Annotated in this window: 23 protein-coding genes; 10 read left to right on the top strand and 13 right to left on the bottom strand. The window is 72.7% G+C overall.

Annotation, left to right across the window (positions count from 1 at the left end):
* Position 1 precedes the first annotated feature (1 nt).
* Positions 2 to 1,237, bottom strand: a complete 1,236-nt coding sequence (locus tag OHV05_RS02555) for an alpha/beta hydrolase (RefSeq protein ID WP_405016105.1) — start codon at positions 1,235 to 1,237, stop codon at positions 2 to 4.
* 85 nt (positions 1,238 to 1,322) lie between these two features.
* Positions 1,323 to 2,015 carry a VanZ family protein gene (locus OHV05_RS02560; protein WP_405016106.1) on the bottom strand — a complete coding sequence of 231 codons (693 nt, stop codon included), beginning with the start codon at positions 2,013 to 2,015 and terminating at the stop codon, positions 1,323 to 1,325.
* A gap of 235 nt (positions 2,016 to 2,250) precedes the next feature.
* On the opposite strand from OHV05_RS02560, the gene OHV05_RS02565 reads away from it, so the two are divergent.
* Entirely contained in the window at positions 2,251 to 4,932 is a 2,682-nt protein-coding gene (locus tag OHV05_RS02565) for an MXAN_6230/SCO0854 family RING domain-containing protein (protein ID WP_405016107.1), read from the top strand.
* Positions 4,933 to 5,081: 149 nt separating this feature from the next.
* Positions 5,082 to 5,540 (top strand): nitroreductase family deazaflavin-dependent oxidoreductase, encoded by a 459-nt coding sequence (locus OHV05_RS02570; RefSeq protein ID WP_405016108.1) that lies wholly within the window; start codon positions 5,082 to 5,084, stop codon positions 5,538 to 5,540.
* 7 nt (positions 5,541 to 5,547) lie between these two features.
* Here the strand turns inward: OHV05_RS02570 and OHV05_RS02575 are convergent, their stop codons facing one another.
* The 4 genes from OHV05_RS02575 to OHV05_RS02590 form a co-directional block, all read right to left on the bottom strand.
* The gene (locus tag OHV05_RS02575; protein WP_403044129.1) at positions 5,548 to 5,865 is read right to left on the bottom strand and encodes an NIPSNAP family protein; all 318 of its coding nucleotides are present in this window, start codon (positions 5,863 to 5,865) and stop codon (positions 5,548 to 5,550) included.
* Between the two features lie 184 nt (positions 5,866 to 6,049).
* The gene (locus OHV05_RS02580) at positions 6,050 to 6,829 is read right to left on the bottom strand and encodes an ABC transporter permease (RefSeq protein WP_405016109.1); all 780 of its coding nucleotides are present in this window, start codon (positions 6,827 to 6,829) and stop codon (positions 6,050 to 6,052) included.
* Entirely contained in the window at positions 6,826 to 7,767 is a 942-nt protein-coding gene (locus OHV05_RS02585) for an ATP-binding cassette domain-containing protein (RefSeq protein WP_405016110.1), read from the bottom strand. The genes OHV05_RS02580 and OHV05_RS02585 overlap by 4 nt, the downstream gene beginning before the upstream one ends.
* 31 nt (positions 7,768 to 7,798) lie before the next feature.
* Entirely contained in the window at positions 7,799 to 8,467 is a 669-nt protein-coding gene (locus tag OHV05_RS02590) for a DUF4097 family beta strand repeat-containing protein (protein WP_405016111.1), read from the bottom strand.
* A 224-nt stretch (positions 8,468 to 8,691) separates the two neighbouring features.
* On the opposite strand from OHV05_RS02590, the gene OHV05_RS02595 reads away from it, so the two are divergent.
* The 3 genes from OHV05_RS02595 (at position 8,692) to OHV05_RS02605 (ending at position 10,618) form a co-directional block, all read left to right on the top strand.
* Positions 8,692 to 9,447, top strand: a complete 756-nt coding sequence (locus tag OHV05_RS02595; protein ID WP_405016112.1) for a helix-turn-helix domain-containing protein — start codon at positions 8,692 to 8,694, stop codon at positions 9,445 to 9,447.
* A 100-nt stretch (positions 9,448 to 9,547) separates the two neighbouring features.
* Entirely contained in the window at positions 9,548 to 9,991 is a 444-nt protein-coding gene (locus tag OHV05_RS02600) for a DUF2690 domain-containing protein (protein WP_405016113.1), read from the top strand.
* Between the two features lie 105 nt (positions 9,992 to 10,096).
* Complete coding sequence (locus OHV05_RS02605; RefSeq protein ID WP_405016114.1) at positions 10,097 to 10,618, top strand: hypothetical protein; 522 nt, start codon at positions 10,097 to 10,099, stop codon at positions 10,616 to 10,618.
* Between the two features lie 32 nt (positions 10,619 to 10,650).
* Here the strand turns inward: OHV05_RS02605 and OHV05_RS02610 are convergent, their stop codons facing one another.
* Together OHV05_RS02610 and OHV05_RS02615 are read right to left on the bottom strand one after the other, a co-directional pair.
* Complete coding sequence (locus OHV05_RS02610; protein ID WP_405016115.1) at positions 10,651 to 11,904, bottom strand: monooxygenase; 1,254 nt, start codon at positions 11,902 to 11,904, stop codon at positions 10,651 to 10,653.
* 92 nt (positions 11,905 to 11,996) lie between these two features.
* Positions 11,997 to 12,221 (bottom strand): hypothetical protein, encoded by a 225-nt coding sequence (locus OHV05_RS02615; RefSeq protein ID WP_403044112.1) that lies wholly within the window; start codon positions 12,219 to 12,221, stop codon positions 11,997 to 11,999.
* Positions 12,222 to 12,338: 117 nt separating this feature from the next.
* On the opposite strand from OHV05_RS02615, the gene OHV05_RS02620 reads away from it, so the two are divergent.
* The 3 genes from OHV05_RS02620 (at position 12,339) to OHV05_RS02630 (ending at position 14,317) form a co-directional block, all read left to right on the top strand.
* Entirely contained in the window at positions 12,339 to 12,713 is a 375-nt protein-coding gene (locus OHV05_RS02620; RefSeq protein ID WP_405016116.1) for an RNA-binding S4 domain-containing protein, read from the top strand.
* Positions 12,714 to 12,759: 46 nt separating this feature from the next.
* Entirely contained in the window at positions 12,760 to 13,179 is a 420-nt protein-coding gene (locus OHV05_RS02625; protein ID WP_405016117.1) for a YchJ family protein, read from the top strand.
* A gap of 247 nt (positions 13,180 to 13,426) precedes the next feature.
* Entirely contained in the window at positions 13,427 to 14,317 is an 891-nt protein-coding gene (locus OHV05_RS02630) for an ABC transporter substrate-binding protein (protein ID WP_405016118.1), read from the top strand.
* On the opposite strand, the gene OHV05_RS02635 is transcribed toward OHV05_RS02630, so the two are convergent.
* The 3 genes from OHV05_RS02635 to OHV05_RS02645 form a co-directional block, all read right to left on the bottom strand.
* A complete protein-coding gene (locus OHV05_RS02635) occupies positions 14,301 to 15,374 on the bottom strand; it encodes a PQQ-dependent sugar dehydrogenase (protein WP_405016119.1) in 1,074 nt (357 codons plus the stop codon). The genes OHV05_RS02630 and OHV05_RS02635 overlap by 17 nt on opposite strands.
* Positions 15,375 to 15,416: 42 nt before the next feature.
* Positions 15,417 to 16,541, bottom strand: a complete 1,125-nt coding sequence (locus OHV05_RS02640; protein WP_405016120.1) for a CapA family protein — start codon at positions 16,539 to 16,541, stop codon at positions 15,417 to 15,419.
* 117 nt (positions 16,542 to 16,658) lie between these two features.
* Complete coding sequence (locus OHV05_RS02645) at positions 16,659 to 17,186, bottom strand: GNAT family N-acetyltransferase (protein ID WP_405016121.1); 528 nt, start codon at positions 17,184 to 17,186, stop codon at positions 16,659 to 16,661.
* A gap of 71 nt (positions 17,187 to 17,257) precedes the next feature.
* On the opposite strand from OHV05_RS02645, the gene OHV05_RS02650 reads away from it, so the two are divergent.
* The gene (locus tag OHV05_RS02650; protein ID WP_405016122.1) at positions 17,258 to 18,046 is read left to right on the top strand and encodes a GNAT family N-acetyltransferase; all 789 of its coding nucleotides are present in this window, start codon (positions 17,258 to 17,260) and stop codon (positions 18,044 to 18,046) included.
* Between the two features lie 24 nt (positions 18,047 to 18,070).
* Here the strand turns inward: OHV05_RS02650 and OHV05_RS02655 are convergent, their stop codons facing one another.
* Positions 18,071 to 18,832: an alpha/beta fold hydrolase gene (locus tag OHV05_RS02655; protein WP_405016123.1), complete on the bottom strand. Its 762-nt coding sequence runs from the start codon at positions 18,830 to 18,832 to the stop codon at positions 18,071 to 18,073.
* 101 nt (positions 18,833 to 18,933) lie between these two features.
* Here OHV05_RS02655 and OHV05_RS02660 point away from each other — a divergent pair, with 101 nt between their 5' ends.
* Positions 18,934 to 19,503 (top strand): PadR family transcriptional regulator, encoded by a 570-nt coding sequence (locus OHV05_RS02660; RefSeq protein WP_405016124.1) that lies wholly within the window; start codon positions 18,934 to 18,936, stop codon positions 19,501 to 19,503.
* A gap of 55 nt (positions 19,504 to 19,558) precedes the next feature.
* Here OHV05_RS02660 and OHV05_RS02665 read toward each other — a convergent pair whose 3' ends face one another.
* Positions 19,559 to 19,834 (bottom strand): helix-turn-helix domain-containing protein, encoded by a 276-nt coding sequence (locus OHV05_RS02665; protein WP_405016125.1) that lies wholly within the window; start codon positions 19,832 to 19,834, stop codon positions 19,559 to 19,561.
* Positions 19,835 to 19,854: the final 20 nt, after the last annotated feature.

Consider the following 19,854-nt stretch of genomic DNA (forward strand, 5'->3'; position numbering starts at 1 on the left):
GTCAGCTGCCCACCTGGTCGAACCAGCGCACCACCTGGGGCGCGGACCGCAGCGCCGTCCCGTAGTGGTCGACCTCGGCACCCTGGTCCACCACCTGGGCGTGCGCCCCGTGCCGGGCCAGACTCGCGGCACAGGCCGTCGCGTTGCCGATCGGCACGTCCCGGTCACCCGAGGCCGTGTAGATCCGCACCGGCACGGCGGGCTGCCACTCGCAGGCGTCACTGTTCGCCACGGCCACCGCCCGCAGCGCGCCGTGCGGATCGCGGACGTTCGCCAGCCACTCCGGGGTGAGCGCCTCCTCGGGCGAGGCCGGCAGCGACTGCACGATCTCGCTCTCCGGGTGGGAGCCGTCGAAGAGTCCTTCGACGAGCTGGGCGTAGGGCGCGCGGAACACCTCCGCCGGGTCCTGGTACAGCGGGCGCAGCTTGTTCTGGGAGGTCAGGAAGTACGAGAGGTAGAAGACGGCGGTGTGCGGCTCGATCCGGCCGTCCGTGACACCGGGCAGCTCGTTGCCGATGAGGTCGTACGGTCCTGCCATCGGCGCCAGCGCGCGCAGCCGGAACCCGTCGCGGCCACGGGAGAGTTCGCGCCCGAGCGCCATCGCCACCTGGCCGCCCTGGGAGAACCCGGTGGCGTACACGTCCCGGGTGACGGACCGGCCCAGCCGGTCCCCCGCCGTCCGGGCCGCCCGGAGCATGTCGACGGTGGCGGTGACGGCGGAGCGGGTGTCCATGTACGGGTGCGAGCCGGGACCGGCGCCGAGCCCGAGGTAGTCGGGGGCCGCGACCGCGCGGCCCGCGGCGGCGTGCAGGTACGGCGTCAGCCGGTTGTCGCCCGGGGCCCCGGTCGGTGCGCTGTCCCGGTAGACCGTGGTGCCGTGCGTGTCGGAGACCAGGTCGAGGCGGGACGGGCCGCCGCGCGGCAGCACCAGCAGCCCGGTCGCCGTGGTGGGGCGGCCCTTCGGGTCGACGGTGGCGTACGTGAGCCGGTAGGCGCTGACGCCGTGCCGGACGGTCCCGGCGTCGATCCCGCCCGCGGTGAGCGCCTCGACGACCTGGCTCCGGCTGAGCACGTCCAGCGGGGCGATGGCGACCAGGGTGCCCCTGGCGGCCACCGACTGCGTCACGGTGCCGGGCGCCGCGAGGGCCACCGGTGCTGCGGTGACGCCGAGTACGGCGGTGAGGACCATCGCGGCGGCTCCGCGCCGCAACCACTGCTTGTTCCGGTTCTTCGTCATGCACCAGACGCTATTTCGCCGCCCGGCGCACCGACATCCCGCTGCCCACCGGGCCGTGCGGGGGCTACCCCCACCTGACCCGTCGTCAGCGGGGCGGGTACGAACCTGCCGTGGGGCCGCGCCACCAGCGGCGCGAGGCGAGGGCCGCCAGCCCGGCACCGGCGGTGTTGAGCAGGACGTCGTCGACGGAGGACACCCGGTCCAGCCACAGGACGTACTGCGCGGTCTCCACCAGCACCGAGCAGCCCGCCGCGAGGGCCAGCACCCGCGGGACCGACGCGAGGGCCGCGAACCGCAGCGGCCCGAGGAACCCCAGCGCCGCGAACACCAGCAGGTTGCCGACGATCTGCACCGTCGCCGCCGCCGGGGCGCCCGCCAGGATCGTGATCAGGTCCCGCAGCGGCACCAGGCTCACCCGCCGGGGGACGACGCCGACCCCGGAGCCCGGCAGCATGATCATCCACACCCACGGCACCGTCCCGTGGACGATGCCCACCTCGGCCGACGACCTGCGCCACGCCCACCCCGACGCGGCCCCGGCGGCACGCCGACGGCGGGTCAGCGCCCAGGCCACCAGCACGGACACCGGCAGTGCGGCGACCGTGGCGAGGACCACGCCGTTGAACGTCCCCGCCCAGGCGTGCCACCCCGCACCGGGCCGGTGCGACAACCCCTGCCCGACGAAGGCGACGGCCGCCGCACCGAGCAGCACCGCAACGACGAGTACGGCCCGCCGCGTTCGACGCTCCTGGGGTGACGCTGATCCGGTGTGGTCCATGGCTCCGCCGCAGACGGACGAGGACAGGTGAGCCGGCCCACCCCGCCTGTCGTGCGCCGTCGCCGAAGCCTACTTGGCGGCGGATTTAATTCGGTGGGCACTGCCGCACCTGCTCGGCTACGGTGGCGCAGCGGGCGGCTCCGCGGCGTGCTTCCTTCTCCTTTCCTCCGAAAATGACCAGCGCGCCCCCTTTCCGCCCCCCTCTTCTTTCCGTCTGCCTGGGGGATCTCTCCGTATGACCCGAGCCTCATCGGCTCCCGTCGACGTCGACCTCGACCTCGACTCGTTCCTGCTCCGCCGTCGCGGAGCGGTCTGTGTCCCACCCGGTGAGCTGTTGGCAGCCGCCGACCCGTGGAGTCTCCGCGGCCTGGTCGCCCTCGACGCCGACCTGGCCCGTCGCGGATATCTGATGACCGGCCAACTTCGAACCGCGCTGGGGAAGTTGCCGCCGACGCGACTGGCCGCCACCGGAGCCGCGCTGCTCGACCGGATCGACCACAGGCTCGGCTCGGACCGGGAGCACACCCCCCTGTTCCGCCGGTTCCCGGACGCGGTGCCCGACCATGCGCAACTGCTGTACTCGCGGCAGATCCGGGTGTTCCTGCTCAGCCAGCCCCGCCAGCCCTGCGCGCTGTGCGGTCGGGCGGGCTCGGAGTCGGGGGTCGGGGCGCTCGCACCGTGCGCCCACCTGATCTGCGGTGGCTGCTTCGACGGGCTGGCCGCGGCCGACCGGGCGGAACGCTGCCCGCTGTGCGACACGTCGCTCGCTGCGGGGACCTACCTCGGCGAGGACAACCGGGCCGGGCGCAAGGCCGCCGAGGCGTTCGACCTGCAGCAGACCCTGCGTCCGCTGCGGCTGATCGAGCAGGACACGATCACGGCCGTGACGGCCGAGTTCGACCGGTTGCTGGGCCGACGCACGCCGCTTTCGCCGCAGGACCGCGAGGACCTGGCGGCGCTGCTGGCCGTCGCCCCCGAGGACTTGGCCGACCGGCTCCCCGAACGGATCCCGGTCCGGGAGACGAAGGCGACCGTGCTGGCCGCGCTGCTGCGCCGTGACCCGGAGCGCGCGCTGCCGGTCCTGGCCGCCCGGATCGACACCGCGACCGACGTGCTCCGGTTGATCTGGGCCTGGTCCGGTGCCGAACCGGACCTGCTGCCCGCCACCGCACGGGGCCTGCGGCTGCGCAGCCTGCCCCGGCCGTTGCGCCGTCACCTGCTGGCGCTGCTGGACGCGTTGCCCCTGGAATCGCTCGCCGAGGACCTGCGGCGGCACCGCTCCGCCTGGCTCAGGGCGGGCGAGTCGCTGCACCCGTTCGAGCACCGGCAGCGGTACCCCACGGTCGCGGTGGCCTTCGTCCTGCTGCGCGAGAACGACCTGCGGACCCATCCGGTGGGCGCCGAGTTCGCCGAGCCACCGGCCCCGCTGCGCACGGTCACGGTGGCGGAGCGGACCAGGCTGGGCTTCACCGGATTCGCGGGCCGGGTCGAGGGCCGGCTCGCGGTCGGCGACCTCGAGGGTGCCGTCCGCGTGCTCGCCGCCCGTCCGGGTGAGCTCGCCCGCCGCCTGCACCACGTGCTGCGGGTGCACGCCGGCACCGCGCCCGGCAGTCCGCTGCCGGCGGGCCTGGAACGGACGCTGGCCACCGCCTTCCGCCGGGTGGCACCGGGCCCGCTGCTCGGCGCCTACGGGCGGCTGCGCGGCCCGCGCGAAGCGGGTGAACGTCGGCTCTACTTCCCTCGCGGCACGGTGTCGCTGGCGCACGCCAGGGAGGACCACGGCACCGTGGTGCCCGCCGAACTCAGCGCCCCGGTCTGTGCGTTGATCGAAGCGGAGTTGCTGCGCAGGGCGGGCGGCACCCGGTACGACCTGGCGCTGATCGACGAAGGGCTGGTCGACCTGATCGCCCCGTTCGCCGAACGGGCGGCGGCCCGGACCCTGGTCTCGGTACCGCGCGGCAGCCGCCAGCGGCTCCCCTCCGGGGACCGGCTGCGGCTGTTCCTGCACTGGATGCAGCCCGAACACCTGCGGGTGGACCTCGACCTGTCGCTGGCGCTGTACGACGAGAACTGGCGGTTCACCGGCCTCTGCGACTACACCGGCTTGGTGCACGGCGACCGGGCAGCCGTCCACTCGGGGGATTTCGTGTCCGCGCCGCCGCCGGACGGCGCCTCGGAGTTCATCGACCTCGACCTCGCCCGGCTCGCCGCAGGCCGTTCGCGCTACGCGGTGGTGATCGTGTTCAGCTACAACGACATCTCCTTCGATCAACTGCCGGACGCCTTCGCCGGGTTCATCCAGCTCGACGCGGCAACCCCGAGCGGCGGCCACTTCGATCCGCGCGCCGTGCGGCAGCGGCTGGACCTGGCCGGCGACGCCAAGGTCTGCGTTCCGATGATCATCGACCTGGCGGATCGTCAGTACACCTGGACGGACCTCAACACCGGTGCGGACGGCGGCTTCCACAGCGTTCGCCAGCACCAGGAGGAGGTCGGTGCGCTCAGCCGGGACGTGCTCGCCCACTTCTCGCCCGGCAACCGGGCCACCCTGTGGGACCTGGCCTGCGCAACCGCCGCCGCCACCACGACCGAGGTGCTGGTACGCCGCCGGGACGGCGCAGTACTGGCGTTCCACCGGACCGCCGACGAACCGGCCGAGCGGTTCGCCGACCGGCTGCGGACCCTGCGGGCGCCGCACGCCTCGGAGCGAACCGGTCCGGCCGTTCCACCGCTGACCGAACGGCTCGCCGGACGACGGGCGTTCGTGGCTCTGGTGGACGGCGACGTCCCCGCCCCGGAGCACCTGTCCGGCGCCCTCTACCGGCTGTACCCTGGCCCGCTGGACGCCGCGCCGGGTGAACTGCTGCGGCTGACCGCGGGCGACCTGGTCGCCGCCTTCGGCCCCGAGGGCGGGTAGCCCGGCCAGTCGGCGCCCCGGAGTCGGGCCGGTTCCGGTGCGCCCGCCGTTCGGAGCAGGATGCGTGCCCTGGGATGGTGCCGGTCGTTGTGCAGATTCGTCGAGTTCCGTTCGGCGACCGTCCACCACCGAAGGCAGGGATCCTCCTCGTGACCACCATCGACTGGGACCACCCGACCGACCCCAAGCCGGGCAGCTGGCAGTTGGACCACGTGAAGCTGTACGTGGGGTCCAACGGCGCCGAGGGCCGGCACTGGAACGGCACCCAGACCTTGCTGTTGACCACCATCGGCCGCAAGTCCGGCAAGCCGGTGCGTACGCCGCTCATCTACGGTGAGGCGGACGGCGCCTACCTGATCGTCGCCTCCAAGGGCGGCGACCCCGAGCACCCGCTCTGGTACCGCAACCTGCAGGAGCACCCCGAGGTGCGGATCCAGGTCGGGCCGACCGTCCTCCAGGGCACCGCCCGCACCGCCACCGCCGAGGAGCGGGCCGCGTACTGGCCGGTGATGGTGGGTCACTGGTCCGCGTACGACGAGTACCAGACGAAGACGGACCGCGAGATCCCGATCGTCGTCATCGACCCGATCCCCGCTCCCGGGGGCTGACCCGACGTCAGCGCTGCTTCCCGGTGTCCAGGGGCTTCAGGAACCGGCGCTCGTACCGCCTGATGCACCCGGTGGTCCGGGCCAGTTCGAAGGCGGCCAGGCACTCGGGATCGGTGGCGCTGGCGATCCGGTACTGCTCGTACTCGGCGAGGCTGCCGAAGGAGAAGAGCGCGTAGGCGATGTCGCTGTCCCCCTCGCTCGGGAGGAAGTAGCCGTGGTGGTCGCCGCCGAAGCCGTCGACCAGCTTGACCCAGCGCCGTCCGTACTCCTCGAAGTCCGCCAGCTTGTCGGGGTCGATCTCGTACTTCAGGTGCACGGTGATCATGTCGTACTGCCTTCCGGGGTGACTCGGTGGACCGGGTGCCGCGATCCGATCCTCCCCCGCCGGGAAACCTCCGCACCAGCGGCAGGACCGCCTGGGGTGATCGAAATGCCGCCAACCCAACGGGCGGCGTACTCCGATGTGGTGTCGGGGTGCGTCGTCTGTTGGGTTGTGGTGGGGCCGGGGGTCATTTGGGGTCGCGGTTGTAGATGGTGGTGGACCAGCGGTAGCCGAGGGTGGTGAGGGCGAGGGACCAGGTGATGGTGAGCCAGCCGTTGTTGCCGATGTGGGTGCCGAGGAGGAGGCCGCGGAGGGTTTCGGTGGCGGGGGTGAAGGGCTGGTACTGGGCGATGGGTTGGAACCAGCCGGGCATGGAGTGGATGGGGACGAAGGCGGAGGAGATGAGTGGGAGGAAGATGAGGGGGATGGCGTTGTTGCTGGCGGCTTCGGCGTTGGGGCTGACCAGGCCCATGCCGACGGCGATCCAGGTGAGGGCGAGGGCGAAGAGGGTGAGCAGTCCGAGGGCGGCGAGCCATTCGAGGGGGGTGGCGTTGGTGGAGCGGAAGCCGATGGCGGCGCCGACGGCTGCGACGAGGATGACGCTGGCGACGGATTGCAGGACGCTGCCGGTGACGTGTCCGATGAGGACGGAGCCGCGGTGGATGTTCATGGTGCGGAAGCGGGCGATGATGCCTTCGGTCATGTCGTTGGAGACGGAGACGGCGGTGCCGATGGTGGTGCTGCCGATGGTCATCAGGAGCAGGCCGGGGAGGAGGTAGGCGATGTAGTCGGTGCGGTCGGCGCCGCCGATGCCGGTGCTCATGACGTCGCCGAAGACGTAGACGAAGAGCAGGAGCAGCATGACGGGGGTGAGGAGGAGGTTGAGGGTGAGGGAGGGGTAGCGGCGGGCGTGCAGGAGGTTGCGGCGGAGCATGGTGGTGCAGTCGCGCAGGGTGTGGGTGCTCATCGGGTGTTCTCCTTGGCGTGGTCGGTGGTGAGGGCGAAGAAGACGTCGTCGAGGTCGGGGGTGTGGACGGTGAGTTCGTCGGCTTGGATGCCGGCGGCATCGAGGCGGTCGAGGATGGTGCGTAGGTGGTGTTGGGTGCCGTCGCTGGGGAGTTGGAGGGTGAGTGCCTGGTGGTCGGGGGTGGCGTCGGGTAGTGCGGTGGTGGCGTGGTGGTGGGTGGTGGGGTGGGTGAAGCGCAGGCGGATGTGGCCGCCGGGGATGAGGCGTTTGAGTTCGTCGGGGGTGCCTTCGGCGGTGATGGTGGCGTTGTGGAGGAGGGCGATGCGGTCGGCGAGTTGGTCGGCTTCTTCGAGGTATTGGGTGGTGAGCAGGACGGTGGCGCCGTCGGTGACGAGTTGGCGGATGATCTGCCACATGGTGTGGCGGGAGCGGGGGTCCAGGCCGGTGGTGGGTTCGTCGAGGAAGATGATGCTGGGGTTGCCGACGAGGGTCATGGCGATGTCGAGGCGTCGTTTCATGCCGCCGGAGTAGGTGGAGGCGGGTTTGTTCGCGGCGTCGGTGAGGTCGAAGCGCTCCAGTAGTTCGGTGGCGGTGCGGCGTCCTTCGGGGCGGGGGAGGTGGTGGAGGTCGGCCATCAGGAGCATGTTCTCGGTGCCGGTGATGAGGCCGTCGACGGCGGAGAACTGTCCGGTGACGCCGATGGCGGCGCGGATGGCGTGGGGTGCGGTGGCGAGGTCGTGGCCGACGATCTGGGCGTGTCCGGCGTCGGCGGTGATGAGGGTGGAGAGGATCTTCACGGCGGTGGTCTTGCCCGCCCCGTTCGGCCCCAGCAACGCGAACACGGAACCGGCCGGGATGCGCAGGTCGATGCCGTCGAGCACGGTCTTGTCACCGTAGGACTTGCGCAACCCGATCGCCGCTATGGCCAGGTCGGTCATGAGGTGTACTCCTTCGGAAGTGGACGGGCCGTCAGAGGCTGCGAGCGGTGATGTCACCGTGGGCGGTGGTCGCGTGGATGGTCAGGGTGGCGGTGCCGTCGCCGTTCCGGAGCGCGTTGTGGATCCGCCCGTAGGCGGTGCCGGCGTCCAGGGAGGCGGACGTGCCGCGGGCCGCGTCGATCGAGATGTCACCGGCCTGGGTGCGCAGCACGACGGCGCCGGAGGTGGCCTCGGTGATCCGGATGTCACCCTTCGCGGTGCTGATCTCCGCCGGGCCGGTGAGCCGGCCGAGGGTGATGTCGCCGGACTGGACGGTGAGTTGGGCGCTCGCGGCCTCGTCGAGCTTGATCGGGCCCTGGGCGTTCTCCAGGGTGACGTCCCCGAGCCGGCCCACGCCCCGGATCTCGGCGGCGGCGGTCTTCGCCTCGACCCGGGAGCCGGTGGGCAGTTGGACGGTCACCTCGACCGAACCGGAGGCACCGAGGTACTGGTTCTTCGCCGGCTGGACGGTGACCCGCAGGACGCCGTCGCCGTACTCGACCGTGGTCTGCTCCGCCGCCTTCACGTCGCGGCTCTTGGACGCGTCCACTGGGCGGACCTCGACCGTGGTGTCGGCCCGGTCGGCGGCGATGAAACGCACCTGCCCTGCGGGGACGTCGAGGACGGCGGTGATCGGGGCCGGGGTGTCGAACTTCTGCATGACGCTCTCCTTGCTGGCTTCGTTTCCGACATTGGAAAAGCTACGTTGCGTTCGCAGATCTGACAACGCACTCGTTGCGCCAAAACAGCATCACTACAGCTCAATACGGCAAAATCGTTGCAACAGCTCAATTTCTAACGCAACGTCAGCCGATCGGTACGTTGCATTGAATGGAAAATGAACGCTATGCTGACGGCGACAGGAAAAGGCGGAGGGAGATCGCGGTGCCAGGTGGCAGGCTCAGCCAGCAGGAACGTCAGCAGATCGCGTCGGGGGTGGCGGACGGGCTCGCCTACGCGGAGATCGCCCGAGCGCTGGGTCGCCCCACCTCGACGGTCACCCGGGAGGTGATGCGCAACGGCGGCCCCACCTCGTACCGCGCCGACCTGGCCCAGCGCTCCACCGAACGCCGCACCCACCGGCGCAAGCCGGCCACGCCCCGGGGCACCCAGGCGCCCGCGCAGCCGCACGGGCGCGACCCCGAGGCGGTGGCCGAGTACGAGGAGACCTTCACCACCCTCTTCATGCAGCAGGGCCTGCCCAAGATGACGTCCCGGGTGCTGACCTGCCTCTTCACCACCGACTCGGGCAGCCTCACCGCGTCCGAACTCGTCCAGCGCCTCCAGGTCAGCCCGGCCTCCGTCTCCAAGGCGATCGCGGCCCTCGAAGGTCTTGGCCTGATCCGCCGGGAACGCGACGACCGCCGCCGCGAGCGGTACGTGGTCGACGACGACGTCTGGTACCAGTCGACGATCGCCAGTGCGCACGGCATCGCCCAGGTCGCCGCGACCGCCCGGCAGGGCGTCGGCGTCCTCGGTCCCGGCACCCCGGCCGCCGCCCGCCTGGAGAACATCGCGCGCTTCAGCGACTTCATCAGCGAGAGCATGCTCCGCGCCGCCGAGCAGGTCCGCGACGTCCTCTACACCAAGCCCGAACCGGCTCCGGGCGGCACCGGCACGCCGGATCAGGACCAGGCGTAGCCGTCACCCGAACTGCTGAACCACCGTGCCACCCCACATGTGCCGCACCGTCACCGGGTACTCCGAGCACGAAGGTTCGCCACCGGAACGGGAGACACCCATGGCATCCACGCGCATCCTGGTCACGGCCGCCGCCACCCTGGCCGCCCTGCTCGGCCCGGTGACCGGCGCCTCCGCCCACTCCGCGCAACCACTCGCGGCCGCCGCCACCTGCAAGGGAGCCGCCTGCAACGGCAAGGACCCGGTGTCGGCGGGCTGCGACCAGGACGGCAAGCTGGTGGAGAGCGTGCCGCTGGCCTCCGACCGGAGCATCAAGGTGGAGCTGTTCCACAGCAACGCCTGCCAGGCGAACTGGGCCCGCAGCGTCGGCGCCCCGGACGGCGGCGCGGTGCTGGTGACCAACAAGAAGGGCGCCAGGTACGTCCGGAACACCAACGGCGCCAAGAAGTACGTCTGGACGCCGATGGTGGACGGCACCGTCCAGGCCCAGGGCTGCCTCGGCCCGCAGAACAGCGACGCGCTGACCTGCACCCGGTACCACTGACCCGTCGTCAGCCCGCAGCCTCCGCCGGGGCCTCCGCGCCCGGGGCCGACGGTCCGTGCGTTCCCGCCCCTGCCGCACCGCCGTCCGGTGTGATCAACTGTTCCCATGAGTACTGCGCACACGTCGCTGGGCCCACTGACACGCGTCGGCGACCGCTGGTTGGTCGGCGATCACCAGCGGGCCGGCGGTGTGTGGCTGGAGTTCCGGGCCGAGGGGCTGTGCTCCCATCAGGCGGACTCCACGGAGCTGGTGACGCCCTGGGCCAGGATCATGGACCTGAACCGCTTCACCCTCGGCGCCAAGTACCCGCGCGGCTCGTACGGCGCGCTGGCGGTGCTCGGCGGCTGGCCCGGCCCGTGGAACGGACGCGGGCGCGGCCACCTGCACCTGACGCTGCGCCACCCGTACGAGGACTGGCTGGCCTCCTTCGACCGCCACCCCCGCCCGTACAGCTTCGTCGAGCTCACCCTGTTCGACGTCCTGCTCCGCCGCACCGCCGAGGACGGCGGGATCCACCGGCTCGGCGACCGCGAGTGGCTCGGCCGCGCGGTCCAACTACTGGCGGAGCAGCGGCCGATGAGCGCCGGCCGGATCCGCGACGCGGTCACCGAGGCGCTCCGGGCCTGAGCCCGCGCGCCGCCGCCGGGTCGGACCGGCCGTCAGCGCGGTGGGTTCGGCGCGGCCCCGGGCACGGTCGGCATCGCCTGGCCGCCGATGCCGGCCACGCCGTCCAACTGCCACTGCCACCAAGCGGTCATGGTCGGCTCGGTCATCGCCGCCCAGTCGGGGGTGCACTCCGCCTGGGCCCGCCCGAGGCGGCGGGCCAGCGCGACCAGCTCCCGGCCGGTGGATCCCCGGGCCGCCTGGTAGGCGTCCAGCAGACCCGCCCAGGAGTCGGCCTGCCGCCAGGCGGTCTCGAACGCGGCGGCGTCCTGCAGGGCCTTGGCCGCGCCGCTGGTGTTGTGCGGCCGGACCACCGAGGCGGCGTCACCGGCGAGCAGCAGCCGCTCCCCGACGGTGAGTTCGGTCTCCAGGTCGTAGATCGGCTGCACCGAGGTACGCTCCGGCGGGGTCAGCCCGATCACCCCGGCCCAGTACGGCGGGAGCCAACGCTGCGCCAACTCGGCCAGCCGGTCGGCAAGTTCCCCCGACACCCCGCCCGGCGGGAGGCTGGTCGGGTCGTCCAGCCGGGGGCCGGTCTGCGGCGGGGCGCCGTAGAACACCCAGTTCACCATCGGCCCGTCCGGCCCGGGGATGTGGTAGACCACGCAACTGCCGCCCGGGATACCGATGGTGATCGCGTCGGTGTCCCGCCAGTCGGTGCCGCCGCCGGCCGGGCCTCCCAAGGCGGCCAGCCGCTCGGCGGGGTAGCTGCCGCGCCAGCAGACGTACCCGGCGTAGCTCGGCCGGGCACCGGGCGAGACCGCCTCGCGGACCACCGACCGGTAGCCGTCGGCCCCCACCACCAGGTCGAACCGCTCCACCGACCCGTCGGCCAGCCGTACTTCGGCGCCGTCGGCGTACCCCCGCACGCCCTCCACCGCCGCGCCCTGCCGGTACTCCACGGCGGGCGGGGTGGCCGCGCGCAGCCCGCGCCAGAGCAGGCCCCAGTGGTAGGAGTGGAACGGGAAGGGCTGGTCCCACATCACCCGCCCGGTCCGGGAGTCGCCGTCCTGGACCAGCCACTTGCGCCGGGTCAGCCGGTGCGCGGCGATGCCCGGGGCGAGCGCCCCGGTGGCCACCAGCTCGGCGGCCCGGTCGTCGTGGATCGCCAGACCCACCCCGCGATCGGCCAGTTGGCCACCGGTACGCTCCAGCACCACCACCTCGGCGGCACCCGCCCGGGCCGCCGCCGAGGCGAACGCACACCCCGCGATGCTCCCACCGACCACCGCGACCCGACCACCGCGCATTGCCGCTCCTCCTCCGGGTGACTCACCGTCAGCCACCCTACCGGCCCTCCGCCGCCCGGCACTTGCGCACCGGGCAGGGCGGCGGCGCAGGGTCAGCGGCCCTGGTTGCGCGGGTGCTGCCTGGCGGTCCGTTCGTTGCCGTGCTTGTAGTGACCGGTCCACCGGGCCATCACCAGCTGGGGGTCGCCCGCCTCGATCTCGGCCAGGAACTCCGCCGCCCTGGGGCCGCGCAGGGTACCGGCGGGCTTGCGGTGGTGGATGATCACCACTGTTCCGTCGGGGCGTTGGCTGTACTCGAATCCCGAGGGTGCGGGCATCTGCTGACTGCTCGTTTCGTGGTGTGCTGCGACTGCGGTGCGGACCGGCACAGCGTGCCCTGCGACCCCGGGCCGGGCAAGCGGTTTTCGCTCCCACCAGGGCGGTAGGGTCGAAGCATGGCAACCGACGAGTCGAGCGTACGGGTGGACGCCTGGATCTGGTCCGTCCGGCTCACCAAGACCCGGTCCCTGGCCGCCGCCGAGTGCCGGGCCGGGCACGTGCGGATCAACGACGAGCGGGTGAAGCCCGCCCAGGCCGTCCGCGAGGGTGACGTGGTCCGGCTGTTCCACGCCGGGGTGGAGCGGATCGTCACGGTCCGCAAACTGATCCGCAAGCGGGTCGGCGCCGAGGTCGCGGTCGAGTGCTACCGGGACGACACCCCGCCCCCGCCGCCGCGGGCGGAGGCCGAGATGGCGGGCATCCGGGACCGGGGCGCCGGGCGGCCGACCAAGCGCGACCGCCGCGAGCTGGAGCGGCTGCGCGGGCTCTGACCGGCCGGACAGCCTGGCGGGTCCCGGCAGGCCGCAGAATGGGGGCATGTCACGACGCACCAAGCCCTCGCCGCGCCCCACCGCCACCACCGCCTGCCCCTGCGGCCTGCCCGCCGCCTACCGGGAGTGCTGCGGCCGCCTGCACCGGGGCGAGCTCGCCGCCACCACCGCCGAGCAGCTGATGCGCTCGCGGTACAGCGCGTTCGTGGTCGGCGACGAGGCGTACCTGCTGCGCACCTGGGCCGCCGCCACCAGGCCGCCGTCGGTCGACTTCGACCTGGAGCTGCGCTGGCAGCGGCTGGAGGTGCTGGCGAGCACCGAGGGCGGGGCGTTCCACACCGAGGGGACGGTCACCTTCCGGGCGCACTTCGTGCACCAGGGCGAGGAGGGCGTGATGAGCGAGCGCAGCGGCTTCGTCCGGGAGGACGGCGCCTGGGTGTACCGGGACGCACTCGAACTGAGCTGACACCACCGGGCCTCGGCGGCACCGGCCGGGGGTGGCGGCCGGTGCCCGCCGCGTGAGGTGCGAGGATGGCGGTCCCGCCAGCCGTGGGCGGGCCTCTCAGCCGACCGGCCGGGTGCTCATCCAGCACCGGTATCAGGGGCGATGCGAGCAGGCCCGATCCGCTGCGTACCCCGGCAGCCGGCAGCGGTGACCGAGTCTCCTCTTCTTCCCTCCCTCAGGAAGTTGCACCCTCATGCACCTCTGCGCCATGCCCACGCGCGCCCTCGCGGCCGTGGGCTGCCTGACACTGGCCGCCTGCGGCAGCGTCGGCTCCGCCACCTCGGGCTCGAAGGCCGACCTGCGCTCCCGGCTCCCCCAGTCGGTCCGGGACGCCGGTGTCCTGAAGATCGCCTCCGACCTCAACTACCCGCCCGTCGACTTCAAGGCCGCCGACGGGACCGCCACCGGACTCGACCCGGACCTGGCCGCCGCCCTCGGCGGCTACCTCGGGCTGCGGGTCCAGTTCGTCGACCTGCCGTTCGCCGAGGTGCTGCCCGCCGTCCAGGACGGCAAGGTCGACCTGGCGATGTCCGCGGTGATCGACACCCGCCGACGGCAACTGGGCACCGACGCGAGCGACAAGCCGGTCGACGCCGGGGTCGACTTCGTCGACTACTTCGTCACCGGCACCTCGATCCTGGTCAAGCAGGGCAACCCGCTGGGCATCGGCTCGCTGGACGACCTGTGCGGCCGGACGGTCGCGCTCCAGCGCGGCACCGTCCAGGACGAGATCGCCGAGCTGCAGACCGGTGCCTGCACCAGGACCGGCAAGCCGCTGCGCATCCACCGGCTGGACACCGACGACCAGGCCCTCGCCGAACTCGCCTCCGGCGCGGCGGTGGCCGACCTGAACGACTACCCGGTCGCCGACTACAACACCCGCACCGGCCGGGGCAAGGGCACCTTCCAGGTGACCGGCGGCCAGTTCCAGACCAGCCCGTACGGGATCACCGTCCGCAAGGACCGGGCCGCCCTGCGCGACGTGCTGGCCAAGACCCTGGACCAGCTGATCCGCAACGGCGAGTACGACAAGATCCTGGCGAAGTGGAACATCTCCGGCGGCGCGGTCACCAGCGCCGTGGTCAACGGGGGACGCTGACCCGCAGGACGCGGTCGTCCCCGTCCCGGGGGCGGCCGCGCCCGTCGGTGTTGCTGGTGGTCACCAGCAGCGTGCCGGCCGGCTCGGCCAGCACCGTCCGCAGCCGCCCGTACTCGTCGACCAGTCGGGCCGTCGGCTCGCTGCCGTCCAACGGCACCTGCCACAGCCGGGTGCCGCGCAGGGCCGCCATCCAGATCGCACCGTCGGCGTAGGCGATCCCGGACGGCGACGCCTCGGCGGTGGTCCACTGCGCGAACGGATCGACGAACCCGGACCGGCCCGCCTTCCCCTCCACCACCGGCCAGCCGTAGTTGCCGCCCGGCTCTATCCGGTTCAGCTCGTCCCAGGTGTTCTGCCCGAACTCGGCCGCCCACAGCCGCCCTTGGGGATCCCAGGCCAGTCCCTGCACATTGCGGTGCCCGAGGCTGTACACCACCGAACCGGGGAAGGGGTTGCCGGGCGCGGGCGCCCCGTCCGGGGTCATCCGGAGGATCTTGCCGCCCAGCGAATCCCGGTCCTGGGCGAGCGCGGTCCGGCCCGCCTCACCGGTCCCCGCGTACAGCATGCCGTCCGGGCCGAACGCGATCCGGCCGCCGTCGTGGTTGCTGCCCTTCGGTATCCCGGTCAACACCGTTCGCGGATCGGTGAGTTGGTCGTCCTGGTAGCGCAGCCGGACGATCCGGTTGTCCTCTTCGGCGGTGAAGTACGCATAGACCGCCCGATCCTCGGCGAACCCCGGCGACAACGCCAGCCCGAGCAACCCACCCTCCCCACCGGGCCGCACCCCGGGCACCGTCCCGACCTCCACCCGCGCACCACCCGTCAGCGACACCCGGGTGACCCGCCCCTGGTCCCGCGACCCCACCAGCAACTCCCCGTCCGGCAAACGGGCCACGCCCCAGGGCGTGTCCAGCCCGTCGGCCACCGTGCCGACCGGCGACGGGCTCCCCACAGGTGTGCTCTCTGCCACCGGCCCGGCCGCCTCGCAGCCGGTCAGCAGCAGGGCGGCGAGCAGAACGGCGACGGGTGCGACTCTCACGGCGACCTCCGGTGACATCTTTCCCTCCAGCACACCACATCGGGGCCCGGTCCCGCCCGACTACTTGGGGACGGCAGCCAGCCCGGTGCAGCCGCGCAGCCCGTCCCGCCGCTTCAGCGAGGCGGTGGCGACGGCACCGGTCTCGGGCGCGGGGACGCCTTGCGAGTTCACCTGGGCCGGGGTGAAGACCTCGCCGGTCACCTTGCCCGCACCGGTCAGGGTGAGCGTGGTGACGCCGGTCTCGTTGGAGTTGGCGTAACTGGAGGTGCCGTACCAGAGGAAGTTGCCGAATCCGTAGGCGACATAGGTGTCACCGAGCATGCCCGCGCCCAGCATGGTGTGGGCGTGCGTCCCCACCACCGCCGAGGCACCGGCGGCGGCGAGCCGCTTGGCGAGGGTGGTCTGCGCACCGGTCGGGCACGCCACGCCCTCCTCGCCCCAGTGCAGGTAGACGATCACCACCGGGGCCTGCGTCTTGGCCTTCTGCACCGCCTTGACCAGGGTGTCCGCCTCCAGCGCGGAGGCTATTCCGGCCTTGTCGGCACCGGCCCGCCACTTCTGGTTGGTCAGGTCGACCACCTGGCTCGCCGCCAGGACCGCGACCTTGACCCCCTTCACCTCCGCCAGGTGGGGCGCGAACGCCTCCTCGGCGTTCTTCCCGAAACCGATCACCGGGATCGGTGAACTCGCCTTCGCCGCAAGGGTGTCGGCCAGACCGGCCGGCCCGAAGTCGACGGCGTGGTTGTTGGCGAGCGAGACGACGTCCACCCCGGAGTCCTGCAGCACCTTGAGCGCTCTGGCCGACGTCCGGAAGGTGTAGGTCTTCGGCTCCGGTGCGCCGCGCTCGGTGATCGCGGTCTCCAGGTTGAGCACCGAGAGGTCGGCGGCCGCCAGCGTCCGGGAGATCGGCCCGAGCGCCTGCTCCGGCGCCTTCACGTTGAGCCGGCTCTCGGTCCGCCCCTCGAAGTGCACGTCACCCGCGAAGGCGATCGTGATGGTCGCCGCCGGGTCCCCGGTCGCCGCTGCCGACGCCGACGCCGGCGCCGACACTGCCGCCGAGCCGCTCGCCGACGGCGCCACGGGCCCGGTCGCGTCCACGTGGTCGCCGGTGGCGGGCGGGTCGGCGGTGCACGAGACCAGACAGGCCAGACCTGCCAGTAGGGCAACGGATATCGCGCGGCGCATGTGGACTCCCCCGAGGTCGATGTGGGGAGAGACTACCGACAGGCCCCACAGTTTCTCCATGCACCCTCCACAGATGCGGAGGGATCGGCTCCGGATCCCGTTCGAACCTTCACGCCGTCACATCGGCAACGAGCGCAGCCGCACCGCCCCCTCCGGCCACTCGACACCCTCCCGCAGCGGCGTCCACAGCGTGCGGATCGGCATCACCACCACCCCGCCCGGCTGCCGAACCTCCACCTCACCCGGCACCGGACGCCAACCCAGCCGCCCGTAGAGCGGGACGAGCTCCGGCCGGCAGAACAACAGCCCGTACGGCGGCCCCAGCGTCCGGGCGTGGTCCAGCGCCGCCCCCAGGACGGCCCGGGCCAGCCCCCGGCCCCGCAGGTCCGGAGCGACGGCGACACCGCCGACGCCCATCACCTCCGTCTCCAACTCCCCGACGGTGACCGGCAACCGGAGCAGCCCGGTGTGGGCGACCAAGCGGCCGGCCAGGCGGATGCCGAAGTGCTCGTCCTTCGGGAGCCAGGTCAGCCCGAGGGCCGCGACTCCGAAGGGGTCGGTGAGGTCGCCGAGGATCTCGGCCTTGTCGTCGTCCGTGTACCGGGCGAGCCGCTCCGGGGCGGACAGCAGGTGATGATCAGTCATCCCGACATGATCCGGTCCACCTCCGCAACCCGGCAACCAGATCCCGGCAACGCCCCCGATAAGGTGGCCGGATGTCCCTGCTCAGCCTGCATGACAAGGCCGTTCTGGCGGCGCGCCTCGCGCGTGACCCGGCGCTCCATCAGATGGAACTCGGCGACCTCGACGACCTGTTGTGGCCGCACACCTCCTGGTACACCCTCGGCGAGGACGGCCCGGTGGCGCTGCTGTACAGCGTCGGCGACCCGCCCACCCTGCTCGCGCTCGGCCGCCCCGAGGAGGACGCCGCCTGGCGGGAGCTGCTGCACGCGCTGCTGCCGGTACTGCCGCGCTGCTTCCTCGGGCACCTCTCGGCGGACGCCCTCGACATGCTCTCCGGCAGCTACGCGGTGCAGCGCCACGGAACCCTGCGCCGGATGGCCCTCACCGACCCAGCCCTGGCCGACCGGCACCCGGCCGGGCCGTGGAAGCCCCGACCGCTGAGCCGGGCCGATCTGCCGGAGCTGACCGCCCTGTTCGCGGCGGGCTACCCGGGCAACTGGTTCGACGACCGGATGCTCGACAGCGGCCGGTACGTCGGCGCCCGGGACGACTCCGGCAGCCTGGTCGCCGTCGCCGGGGTGCACGTCCACTCCCCCGACCACCGGGTGGCCGCCCTCGGCAACGTGACCACCCACCCGGCCGCCCGGGGACGCGGCGCGGCCGCCGCCTGCGTCGCCGAACTGTGCCGCCTGCTGGCCGACACCGTCGACCACGTCGGCCTCAACGTCCGCGCCGACAACGCCACTGCGATCCGGCTCTACGAACGCCTCGGCTTCACCCATGTCCTGGACTTCGAGGAGGCCACCTTCACCGCCCGCTGACCCGCCGCGCCGCTCCACACCCCGTCAGCCGACGCCGAGCGCCTCCGCGACCGCCCGGGCGAAGCCCTCGGGGTTGTCGAACATGATGGTGTGGCCGCAGGCCGGCACCGCCCGCACGGTCACGCCCGCGGCGGTCAGCCGCTCGGCCCGGGCAGGCGGCCCGTCGTCCGCCGGGTGCAGGCAGGTCCGCGGGATCCCCAGCCCGGTCAGCTGCTCGCGCAGGCCGGGCACCGTCCCCCGGGCACGGTGCACCGCCGAGCGGTACAGGGCCTCGGGCCCGGCCAGTCGCATCGTCGCCCACCAGGCCGGCCCGACCCGCTGCTCGGTCCGCGACCGGCCGTCGGACAGGAACTCCTCCTCGGTGAAGTCCGTGATGCCGGTCCCGCCGGGTCCGGGCGGCGGCGGGTCCAGGGTGGCGTCCACCAGGACCAGCCGCGAGACCAGCCCCGGATGCCGGGCGGCCAGCAGCACGGCCACCGCGCCGCCCATGCTGTGGGCGACGACCTCCGCGCCGCTCACCCCGGCCGCCGTCAGCGCGGCCGCCACGGCGTCGGCGTGCGCCTCCAGCGTGTAGCCGAAGTCGGTCGGACGGTCGCTGATGCCGAAGCCGAGCAGGTCGAGCAGCAGCGACCGGCGGCCGGTCAGCAACGGGTGCGCGGCGGCAGCGGCGAAGTACACCGGCGAACTGGCGCCGAGTCCGTGCAGGTAGACCCGGGCGGGCTCGGCTCCGGGGAGCTCCACCCACCGGATCCGGTCGCCGTTCGGGGTCACCGGGGCATCACGCATGGCCGTCTCCTCGCTCGGTGCAGGAACGGGCCGACCATACCTCGCCTACGAGGTACAGCGCCGCCGATATACCGACACCGGCGGTCTGACAGCATGGGCCCATGCTGAAGCTCGCGATCCTCGGGTTCCTCCAAGACCGGCCCCTGCACGGCTACGAGCTGCGTCGGCACCTGGCCGGACTCACCGGCCACATCCGCCCGATCAGCGACGGCACGCTCTACCCGACGATCAAGCGCCTGGAGACCGAAGGCCTGGTACTCCGCAGGCCCGAGCCCGGATCGGCTGCCGCCCTCCGGCACACCCTGCACCTCACCCCCGCCGGCCAGCACGCGCTGCTCGAACGACTGCGCACGCCCGAGCAGTTGGACATCAGCGACGAGAACCGCTGGTTCACCGTGCTGGCATTCCTGCGTCACCTGGCGGACCCCGCCGAGCAGGCCGCCGTGCTCCGCCGCCGGCTGGCCTTCCTCGCCGAGCCGAGCAGTTTCTTCTACGACGGCGCCCGGCCGCTCCCCGCCGAGGAGATCACCGACCCGTTCCGGAGCGGGATCCTGCTGATCGCCCGGGCCACCTCCCGGGCCGAGACCGCCTGGCTGCACGACACCCTCGCCGGGCTCGACGCCCCGGCCCGGCCGACCGCACCGACCGGAGCCGCAGACGCCCCGCACTGAGGGAGCAGCCCGGCGCGGGCCGCACCCCGGGGGCGGCCGTCGGCGGCCGCGCACCCTACGACGGTTCGGCCCCCTCCACCGGCTCCGGGAAGCGCTCGGCCAATCCCCGCAGCAACCGCGCGTATGCTTCGCGCTGGGGCGTCCGGGGCTCGACCCGCCCCTTCTCCCAGGTCCAAATGGTCTCGCGCTTCACCCGCAGGGCGTCCGCGATCTGCTGTTGGGTCAACCGGGCGGCCCTGCGCAGGCGGGCCCGCTCCGTCGGCGGGGGAAGTTCCTCGGTACGGGCCAGCAACGCGTCCACCGCTCGGAACAACGCCCCTGGTTCCGTCATTACGCCACCTCCGCGCAGTA

Origin of the sequence: Kitasatospora sp. NBC_00070, assembly GCF_045041205.1 — a bacterium.
In the GTDB taxonomy this organism is placed as follows: Bacteria; Actinomycetota; Actinomycetes; order Streptomycetales; family Streptomycetaceae; genus Kitasatospora.

What these genes read in the sequence shown, in the direction of transcription:
- OHV05_RS02645 (WP_405016121.1), bottom strand. Translation starts at nt 17,186, where the DNA reads ATGACTGATCATCACCTGCTGTCCGCCCCGGAGCGGCTCGCCCGGTAC.
- OHV05_RS02610 (WP_405016115.1), bottom strand. Translation starts at nt 11,904, where the DNA reads ATGCGCGGTGGTCGGGTCGCGGTGGTCGGTGGGAGCATCGCGGGGTGT.
- OHV05_RS02600 (WP_405016113.1), top strand. Translation starts at nt 9,548, where the DNA reads ATGGCATCCACGCGCATCCTGGTCACGGCCGCCGCCACCCTGGCCGCC.
- OHV05_RS02620 (WP_405016116.1), top strand. Translation starts at nt 12,339, where the DNA reads ATGGCAACCGACGAGTCGAGCGTACGGGTGGACGCCTGGATCTGGTCC.
- OHV05_RS02560 (WP_405016106.1), bottom strand. Translation starts at nt 2,015, where the DNA reads ATGGACCACACCGGATCAGCGTCACCCCAGGAGCGTCGAACGCGGCGG.
- OHV05_RS02615 (WP_403044112.1), bottom strand. Translation starts at nt 12,221, where the DNA reads ATGCCCGCACCCTCGGGATTCGAGTACAGCCAACGCCCCGACGGAACA.
- OHV05_RS02640 (WP_405016120.1), bottom strand. Translation starts at nt 16,541, where the DNA reads ATGCGCCGCGCGATATCCGTTGCCCTACTGGCAGGTCTGGCCTGTCTG.
- OHV05_RS02580 (WP_405016109.1), bottom strand. Translation starts at nt 6,829, where the DNA reads ATGAGCACCCACACCCTGCGCGACTGCACCACCATGCTCCGCCGCAAC.
- OHV05_RS02585 (WP_405016110.1), bottom strand. Translation starts at nt 7,767, where the DNA reads ATGACCGACCTGGCCATAGCGGCGATCGGGTTGCGCAAGTCCTACGGT.
- OHV05_RS02555 (WP_405016105.1), bottom strand. Translation starts at nt 1,237, where the DNA reads ATGACGAAGAACCGGAACAAGCAGTGGTTGCGGCGCGGAGCCGCCGCG.
- OHV05_RS02575 (WP_403044129.1), bottom strand. Translation starts at nt 5,865, where the DNA reads ATGATCACCGTGCACCTGAAGTACGAGATCGACCCCGACAAGCTGGCG.
- OHV05_RS02625 (WP_405016117.1), top strand. Translation starts at nt 12,760, where the DNA reads ATGTCACGACGCACCAAGCCCTCGCCGCGCCCCACCGCCACCACCGCC.
- OHV05_RS02650 (WP_405016122.1), top strand. Translation starts at nt 17,258, where the DNA reads ATGTCCCTGCTCAGCCTGCATGACAAGGCCGTTCTGGCGGCGCGCCTC.
- OHV05_RS02660 (WP_405016124.1), top strand. Translation starts at nt 18,934, where the DNA reads ATGCTGAAGCTCGCGATCCTCGGGTTCCTCCAAGACCGGCCCCTGCAC.
- OHV05_RS02635 (WP_405016119.1), bottom strand. Translation starts at nt 15,374, where the DNA reads ATGTCACCGGAGGTCGCCGTGAGAGTCGCACCCGTCGCCGTTCTGCTC.
- OHV05_RS02655 (WP_405016123.1), bottom strand. Translation starts at nt 18,832, where the DNA reads ATGCGTGATGCCCCGGTGACCCCGAACGGCGACCGGATCCGGTGGGTG.
- OHV05_RS02665 (WP_405016125.1), bottom strand. Translation starts at nt 19,834, where the DNA reads ATGACGGAACCAGGGGCGTTGTTCCGAGCGGTGGACGCGTTGCTGGCC.
- OHV05_RS02590 (WP_405016111.1), bottom strand. Translation starts at nt 8,467, where the DNA reads ATGCAGAAGTTCGACACCCCGGCCCCGATCACCGCCGTCCTCGACGTC.
- OHV05_RS02565 (WP_405016107.1), top strand. Translation starts at nt 2,251, where the DNA reads ATGACCCGAGCCTCATCGGCTCCCGTCGACGTCGACCTCGACCTCGAC.
- OHV05_RS02605 (WP_405016114.1), top strand. Translation starts at nt 10,097, where the DNA reads ATGAGTACTGCGCACACGTCGCTGGGCCCACTGACACGCGTCGGCGAC.
- OHV05_RS02630 (WP_405016118.1), top strand. Translation starts at nt 13,427, where the DNA reads ATGCCCACGCGCGCCCTCGCGGCCGTGGGCTGCCTGACACTGGCCGCC.